Annotated in this window: 8 protein-coding genes; 4 read left to right on the top strand and 4 right to left on the bottom strand. The window is 62.7% G+C overall.

Annotation, left to right across the window (positions count from 1 at the left end; all coding sequences use genetic code 11):
• Window positions 1-115: 115 nt before the first annotated feature.
• The 4 genes from VGO04_RS15715 (at window position 116) to VGO04_RS15700 (ending at window position 4,912) form a co-directional block, all read left to right on the top strand.
• A complete protein-coding gene (locus VGO04_RS15715) occupies window positions 116-1,030 on the top strand; it encodes a LysR substrate-binding domain-containing protein (RefSeq protein ID WP_327496891.1) in 915 nt (304 codons plus the stop codon).
• 72 nt (window positions 1,031-1,102) lie between these two features.
• The gene (gene puuD, locus VGO04_RS15710; protein ID WP_327496890.1) at window positions 1,103-2,347 is read left to right on the top strand and encodes a urate hydroxylase PuuD; all 1,245 of its coding nucleotides are present in this window, start codon (window positions 1,103-1,105) and stop codon (window positions 2,345-2,347) included.
• On the top strand, window positions 2,344-3,660 hold the full coding sequence (guaD, locus tag VGO04_RS15705) for a guanine deaminase (protein WP_327496889.1): 1,317 nt from the start codon (window positions 2,344-2,346) through the stop codon (window positions 3,658-3,660). Before puuD ends, guaD begins: the two co-directional genes overlap by 4 nt.
• A 115-nt stretch (window positions 3,661-3,775) precedes the next feature.
• On the top strand, window positions 3,776-4,912 hold the full coding sequence (locus VGO04_RS15700) for an alpha-hydroxy acid oxidase (protein WP_327496888.1): 1,137 nt from the start codon (window positions 3,776-3,778) through the stop codon (window positions 4,910-4,912).
• Window positions 4,913-5,129: 217 nt separating this feature from the next.
• Here the strand turns inward: VGO04_RS15700 and uraH are convergent, their stop codons facing one another.
• From uraH to puuE, 4 genes are all read right to left on the bottom strand, one after another.
• Entirely contained in the window at window positions 5,130-5,492 is a 363-nt protein-coding gene (gene uraH, locus VGO04_RS15695; protein WP_327496887.1) for a hydroxyisourate hydrolase, read from the bottom strand.
• Window positions 5,493-5,654: 162 nt separating this feature from the next.
• Window positions 5,655-6,152, bottom strand: a complete 498-nt coding sequence (locus VGO04_RS15690; RefSeq protein WP_327496886.1) for an ureidoglycolate lyase — start codon at window positions 6,150-6,152, stop codon at window positions 5,655-5,657.
• Window positions 6,153-6,248: 96 nt separating this feature from the next.
• The gene (gene uraD / locus VGO04_RS15685) at window positions 6,249-6,752 is read right to left on the bottom strand and encodes a 2-oxo-4-hydroxy-4-carboxy-5-ureidoimidazoline decarboxylase (protein WP_327496885.1); all 504 of its coding nucleotides are present in this window, start codon (window positions 6,750-6,752) and stop codon (window positions 6,249-6,251) included.
• Entirely contained in the window at window positions 6,752-7,681 is a 930-nt protein-coding gene (puuE, locus tag VGO04_RS15680) for an allantoinase PuuE (RefSeq protein ID WP_327496884.1), read from the bottom strand. The genes uraD and puuE overlap by 1 nt, the downstream gene beginning before the upstream one ends.
• Between the last annotated feature and the right edge of the window lie 129 nt (window positions 7,682-7,810).

Genomic DNA, 7,810 nt, shown 5'->3' with positions numbered 1-7,810 from the left:
GCGTCGCAACTCATTTCAGCACCTGTTCGTCTTGGGAAGTTGACTTGAAGGATGCCGTGGAGGAGGATCGAAATCCAATCGAACATCCGTCTGCATGCATCAAGAGAACTTATCCATGAAGATGTCGAAGCAGTTTCCGCTCAATGCGCTCAGGGTCTTCGAAGCGGTCGCAAGGCTCGGCAGCTTCACCAAGGCCGGCGAAGAGCTGGGCATGACCCAGACGGCCGTCAGCTACCAGGTGAAGTTGATCGAGGAGAATGTCGGCGAGCCCTTGTTTTTGCGCCGCCCGCGCCAGATCTCGCTGACCGACGTCGGCCAGCGCATGGCGCCGCGGGTGACCGAAGCTTTCGAAATGCTGCAGGAGGCCGTTTCCAATGCCCGCGGCGATATCGACAGCGCGCTGCTCATCAGCTCGACGCCGACCTTTGCCTCGCAATGGCTCGCGCGCAACATCGGCTCGTTCCAGCTCGCCCATCCGAACATCGCCGTGCGGCTGACGACCAGCGACTCGCTCACCGATTTTAGCCGCGAGCCCGCCGATCTCGCGATCCGCTCCGGCGGCGGCGTCTGGCCCGGCCTCGACACCCATCCACTGATGCGCGTCGAGTTCAGCCCGATGCTGAGTCCGGCGCTTGCCGCCACCATCGGCGGCGTGCACGAGCCGCGCGATCTCTTGAAGCTTCGCATCATCGATGCCGGCGATCCCTGGTGGCCGATGTGGTTCAAGGCGGCAGGCGTCGCGGACCCGGACCTCGAGGGACGACCGCACAGCCGGCTTGGCGCCCAGACCTTCGAGGCGCGCGCCGCCGTCGCCGGCCAGGGCGTCGCCATCCTGACGCCGGAATTCTACCCCGACGATGTGGCGCTCGGCCGCCTCTACCAGCCCTTCGATCTGCGCTGTAGCGACGGTTGCGACTACTGGCTCGCCTATCCCCATGCCCGCCGCAACACGCCGAAGATCCGGATTTTCCGCGACTGGATCCTCGGCGAGCTCTGCCCGCCACAATTCCTGCAGGCAAATAGCGCTTAAGGAGCCACAGAGCCCCTTTTCCCCACCGTCGTTTTTGCGCAAGGTGAAACAATTGGGACAAAGGGGATCTGAATGTACGAGTTCGCCATCGCCTGGGAATGGCTGGCCTTTGCCGTGCGCTGGCTGCACGTGATCACGGCCATCGCCTGGATCGGCTCATCCTTCTATTTCATCGCGCTCGACCTGGGTCTCGTGAAGCGCGATCACCTGCCGGTCGGCGCCTATGGCGAGGAGTGGCAGGTGCATGGCGGCGGCTTCTATCACATCCAGAAGTACCTGGTGGCGCCAGCCTCGATGCCCGAACACCTCACCTGGTTCAAATGGGAATCCTACGTCACGTGGCTCTCGGGCTTCGCCATGCTCTGTATCGTCTATTACGGCGGCGCCGATCTCTTCCTGATCGACCGCCACGTGCTCGACATATCGGCAACCACGGCGATCCTGATCTCGCTCGCCTCGCTCGGCATCGGCTGGCTGTTTTACGACCTCTTGTGCAAGTCGCCGATCGGCAAGAACACCTGGGGCCTGATGGCGCTGCTCTATGTGGCGCTGGTGGTCATGGCCTGGGGCTACACCCAGGTCTTCACCGGTCGCGCCGCCTTCCTGCATCTCGGTGCCTTTACCGCGACGATCATGTCGGCAAACGTCTTCTTCATCATCATCCCCAACCAGAAGATCGTCGTCGCCGACCTGATCGCCGGCCGCACGCCGGACCCAAAACTCGGCGCCCAGGCCAAGCAGCGCTCGCTGCACAACAACTACCTGACGCTGCCCGTCATCTTCTTCATGTTGTCGAACCACTATCCGCTGGCATTTGCGACGGCGTTCAACTGGATCATCGCTGCGCTGGTCTTCCTGATGGGCGTCACCATCCGCCACTGGTTCAACACCACCCACGCCCGCAAGGGCAGGCCGACCTGGACCTGGCTCGTCACCGCCCTTCTCTTCATCCTGATCATGTGGCTCTCGACCGTGCCGAAGGTGCTGACCGGCGGCGATGACAAGAAGGCAGAAGTCGCGCCTGCCTTCACGCGTTTTGCCGCAAACGCCCACTTCCCGGCCGTCAGGGATACGGTCTCGACCCGCTGTTCCATGTGCCATGCGGCCGAACCCGTCTATGAGGGCATCACCCAGGCGCCGAAAGGTGTGGTGCTCGAAAGCGACGCAGAGATTGCCGCCCATGCCCGCGAAATCTATATCCAGGCCGGGCGCAGCCATGCGATGCCGCCCGGCAACGTGACAGACATGACGACGGACGAGCGCCAGCTTTTGACAGCCTGGTTCGAAAGCGCCGTCGAGGAAGGCAAGACACAATGACCACCACCCTTATTCGCGGCCGGCTCTTGAGCTTCAACCGCGCGCCGACGTCGATCGACGACAGCGCCGCCTACAGCTACGAGAGCGACGGCGCGCTGCTGGTCAAGGGTGGGCAGATTGTTGCCAGCGGCGCCTACGCCACCGTCAAGGCCGGTGCACCCGGAGGCGTCGAGGAAATCGACCATCGCCCGCATCTCATCGTACCGGGCTTCATCGATACGCACCTGCATTTCCCGCAGATGCAGGTAATGGCCTCCTACGCCGCCAACCTCTTGGAATGGCTGAACACCTACACCTTCCCGGAGGAGTGCCGTTTCGTCGAGACCGCTCACGCGGAACGCATCGCCACCCGCTTCTTCGACGAGATGGTCCGCCACGGGACGACGACGGCGACGGCCTATTGCTCGGTGCACAAGGCGTCCGCCGATGCCTTCTTCGCCGAGGCGCTGCGCCGCGACATGCGCATGATCGCCGGCAAGGTGATGATGGACCGCAATGCCCCGCAAGGCCTGCTCGACACGCCGCAAATGGGCTACGACGAGACCCGCGCCGTCATCCGCGACTGGCACGGCAAGGGCCGCAACCACGTCGCCATCACCCCGCGCTTCGCCATCACCTCGACGCCCGAGCAGATGGAGGTCGCCAAATCGCTGGTGCGTGAGTTTCCGGATTTGCATGTGCAGACCCATCTTTCGGAAAACCGCGACGAGATCACCTTCACCTGCGAGCTTTACCCGGAAGCCATTGATTACACCGACGTCTACGCCCGCTATGGCCTGCTCGGGCCCAAGAGCCTGTTCGGCCACTGCATCCATCTGTCGGACCGCGAGGCGGACGCCATGAGCGAGACCGGCTCTGTGGCCGTCTTCTGCCCGACTTCTAACCTCTTCTTAGGCTCCGGCCTGTTTCCGCTGCGAGCGCTTTCGCGCCGCGACAAGCCGGTGCGCACATCGGTCGCCTCGGACATCGGTGGCGGCACCAGTTATTCCATGCTGAAGACGCTCGACGAGGCCTACAAGATCCTGCAGTTGCAGGGCGAGCGACTGAACCCTTTCGAGAGCTTCTTCATGATGACCCGCGGCAATGCCGAGGCGCTTTCGCTGGTCGACAGGATCGGCACGCTGGAGACTGGCACAGATGCCGACTTCATCGTGCTCGACATGGCGGCAACGCCTGCCATGGCGCTCCGCGCCGAAGTGGTCAACTCTCTGGCCGACGAGCTCTTCCTGCTGCAGACCATGGGCGACGACCGCGCGGTCGTCGAAACCTATGTCGCGGGCAAGCCGGCGAAATCGGCATTGGCCACGGCCTGATCCCCTTGAGCGCAAAGAGGTCAAGAAAATTGACCTCTTTGCGCTCTCGCTATTACAAGCCTCCGGCAAACATGGTAATGGCTCGTTCAATCCCTGTTGGACGAAGGCTATTTCCATGACGCAAATCCTCGAAATCAGCGATCTCAAGGCGCTCGCCAAGCGCCGGGTGCCGAAACTCTTCTTCGATTACGCCGACAGCGGCGCCTGGACGGAGGGCACCTATCGCGCCAACGAGGAGGATTTCGCCAAGGTGAAGCTGCGCCAGCGGGTGCTGGTCGACATGACCAACCGTTCGCTGGAAACGACGATGATCGGCCAGAAGGTGTCGATGCCGGTGGCACTCGCACCGACCGGCCTCACCGGCATGCAGCATGCCGACGGCGAAATGCTGGCGGCCCAGGCCGCCGAAGCCTTCGGCGTGCCTTTCACGCTCTCGACCATGAGCATCTGCTCGATCGAGGATGTGGCATCGGTCACCACCAAGCCTTTCTGGTTCCAGCTCTATGTGATGCGTGAGCGCGAATTCGTCCTCAACCTGATTGACCGCGCCAAGGCCGCCAAATGTTCGGCACTGGTGCTGACGCTCGACCTGCAGATCCTTGGCCAGCGCCACAAGGACCTGCGCAACAGCCTTTCGGCACCGCCGAAGCTCACCCCCAAGCACCTCTGGCAGATGGCGACGCGTCCCGGCTGGTGCATGAAGATGCTCGGCACCAAGCGCCGCACCTTCCGCAACATCGTCGGCCACGCGAAAAGCGTCACCGACCTGTCCTCGCTTGGCGCCTGGACGGCGGAACAGTTCGATCCGCAGCTCTCCTGGAAGGATGTCGCCTGGATCAAGGAGCGCTGGGGTGGGCCGCTCATCCTCAAGGGCATTCTCGACCCTGAGGACGCCAAGATGGCCGCGGCCACCGGCGCCGACGCGATCATCGTTTCCAACCATGGCGGCCGCCAGCTCGACGGCGCCCATTCCTCGATCAGCATGCTGCCGCGCATCGTCGATGCCGTCGGCCACCAGATCGAGGTTCACGTCGACGGCGGCATCCGCTCCGGCCAGGACGTGCTGAAGGCCGTCGCCATGGGCGCCAAGGGCACCTATATCGGCCGCCCCTTCCTCTACGGCCTCGGCGCCATGGGCAAGGACGGCGTCACCAAGGCGCTCGAAATCATCCGCAAGGAGATGGACATCACCATGGCGCTCTGCGGCAAACGCGACATCAACGACGTTGACCGCAGCATATTGGCGGATTAGTCCACGGCAACAGCCACTTCCGCCCTCATTCCTGTGCTTGTCACAGGAATCTCTAGCAGTTCCGATGGAACTGCGGGACCAGCCCAAGTCCTTGGGCTGAAAAGTCTTTTGACCCTGATGACGTCGGGTCGCTGGATCCCCGCCACAAGGGCGAGGATGAGGGAGCTTGGAGTAACCCTTCCGGCAAAACGCGAGGCGAGCGCAATACCTCTAACCCTCAGCTCCCGCGATAGGTCGAGTACCCATAGGGCGAAAGCAACAGCGGCACGTGATAGTGGCTTGCCGGATCGGCGATGCCGAAGCGCAAGGGGATGCGATCAAGGAAGGCCGGCTCCGGCAGCGTCGTGCCGGATCGGCGCAGATAGTCACCGGCGTAAAAGACCAGTTCGTAATTGCCGGCCATGAAGCCGATGCCTTCGACCATCGGCCCGTCGACGCGGCCGTCGCTGTTGGTGTGGACGGTGCGGATCAGCTGCCGCTCTTCACCTTCCAGCCAATAGAGATCGATGCGCAGGCCTTCGGCCGGCTTGCCGAGGGCGGTATCGAGAACGTGGGTCGTCAGGCGGCCGGTGCTGCTCATCGCTTGCCTCTTCCAAAAAGGGGTTGGCGCCGGCCGAAACCCGCGCGCACTTCATTCCGTTAGACTGTTCATCATCTCTTCGAAACGAAGAAACAGTCTAACTCTTTGAAACAACGCAATTCCCGACGGAAAACCGTTTCGCACTTTTCCTGGAATTGCTCTCTAGGTCGCGCTCTCAATGACGAAGGGTTCGTCATAGAAGAACTCTTCGAGATTGTTGCCCGGACCTTCGCGGTCGACAATCAGGAAATCGCTGACGGCGCCGACCGACATCAGCGGGTGATGCCAGACATTGCGACCGTAGTTGACCCCCTGCCGGCCATCGGCCCGAAACACGCGCGGCTTACCCGGCCGGCCGTTCTCATCCTCGGCGACCACGACCAGCCAGGGCCGGTCGTCGAGCGGCGAAAAGCTCTGGCTGCCGAGCGGATGGCGCTCCATCATCGTCACCGCATAGGGGAAAGCGCGCGGCTGGCCGCGAAAGATGTTGATGATGACATTGGCGCCCTCGCCGGCAACGTCGGCGCGCGCCAGCCCGTGGAAGCGCTCCGTATTACCGCCATTGATGTACCGCATCGTTGCAGGATCCGCCTCGATGACGGATCCGAAGGGTGCGAAGGCTTCGCGCGTCAGCGGTTCGATCTTGAGCTGGCGCGACATCAGGCACAAACCTCGCAGGCGATCGTGACGATCGCGAACGTCAGCTCCAGTTCGACGGCCCTCCGGAGGAACGAGGACGCGGATCGAACGGTATTGTCAGGCATTTTCGTCTCCAGGAAGCATCGACTGCAGCCGCAGGCGGGCGATTTTCTCAACCTGCGCGCAAGCGGTTTCAAATTCCTCTTCGGGCGAATTGTCAATGCGACTTTCGAAGGCGGCGAGAATCTGCCCCTTGGTGAGCCCCTTCACGGCGATGATGAAGGGGAAGCCGAACTTCTTGGTGTAGGCGTCGTTGAGCGCCGTGAAGCGCTCATGCTCTTCGGGCGTGAGCCGATCGAGGCCGGCGGACGCCTGCTCGGCGGTCGAATCCGCCGTCAGCTTGCCGGCGATGGCGAGCTTGCCGGCGAGATCCGGATGCGCGCGAAGCACCTGCATCTTCTCGCGCGGCAGCGCCGTGCGAAAAGCCTGGCAGAGTGCCGAATGCACGGTGCCCGCCGTCAGCCCCGTCGCCGCGGCGCGGTCGAAGGCGCGCTCGGCGACCCAGGGCGAGTGTTCGAACACGCCACCAAAACGGGCGACAAAGTCGTCACGGTCGGACATCAGAGCGCCCCTTGCGGCTTGTGGTGCTGGTACCAGTGGTTGGCGATATCGATGCGCCGGGGCACCCACACCTTGTCGTGCGACATGACGTAGTCGATGAAGCGCGCAAGGGCCGCGGCCCGGCCCGGGCGACCGACGAGACGGCAGTGCAGACCAATGTTCATCATCTTGGCCTCGCCCTGGCGGCCCTCTTCATAGAGCACGTCGAACGTGTCTTTCAGATAGGTGAAGAACTGGTCACCGGAGTTGAAGCCCTGGTTGGTCGCAAAGCGCATGTCGTTGGCGTCAAGCGTATAGGGAATGATCAGATGCGGCTTGTCGGCCGGCAAGCCCGGCACCCAATAGGGCAGTTCGTCGGCATAGCTGTCGCAGGAATAGAGGAACCCGCCCTCCTCCAGCACCAGCTTCAGCGTGTTCGCCGAAGGCTTGCCCTGGTAGATGCCGAGCGGCCGCTCGCCGGTCAGTTCCGTGTGCAGCCGCACCACTTCGCGGATGTGCTCACGCTCGACCTCCTCGGGGAAATCCTTGTATTCGAGCCAGCGCAGGCCGTGGCTGGCAATTTCCCAGCCCGCTTCCTTCATGGCGGCGACAGCCTCCGGGTTGCGCGCCATGGCCTGCGTCACGCCATAGACGGTGAGCGGCACGTTGCGGCTGGTGAACATGCGCCACAACCGCCAGAAACCGGAACGGGAACCGTATTCGTAGATCGATTCCATGTTGAGATTGCGCTGACCGGCCCAGGGCTGCGCGCCGACGATTTCCGACAGCAGGCACTCGGAAGCCGGGTCGCCATCGAGAATGCAGCTTTCGCCGCCCTCCTCGTAGTTCAGCACGAATTGCACGGCGATACGCGCGTCACCCGGCCAATTCGCCTTTGGCGGATTGCGGCCGTAGCCTACGAGGTCGCGCGGATAGCTGGTCTCAGACATCAAATCATCCTTCGGTATTTTTGGGGACGGTATCATCGCCAACCGGATTGTCGATACTGAAATCTGCCCGTTGGGGGCGACGTTTACCGCCATGGCGACGCTCGTTCACGATCGGAGTTGAGATGCGTG

The sequence above is a fragment of the Ensifer sp. genome (genome assembly GCF_035999185.1).
Classification (GTDB): Bacteria; Pseudomonadota; Alphaproteobacteria; order Rhizobiales; family Rhizobiaceae; genus Ensifer.
This window is presented reverse-complemented; position numbering and strand designations above follow the sequence as displayed.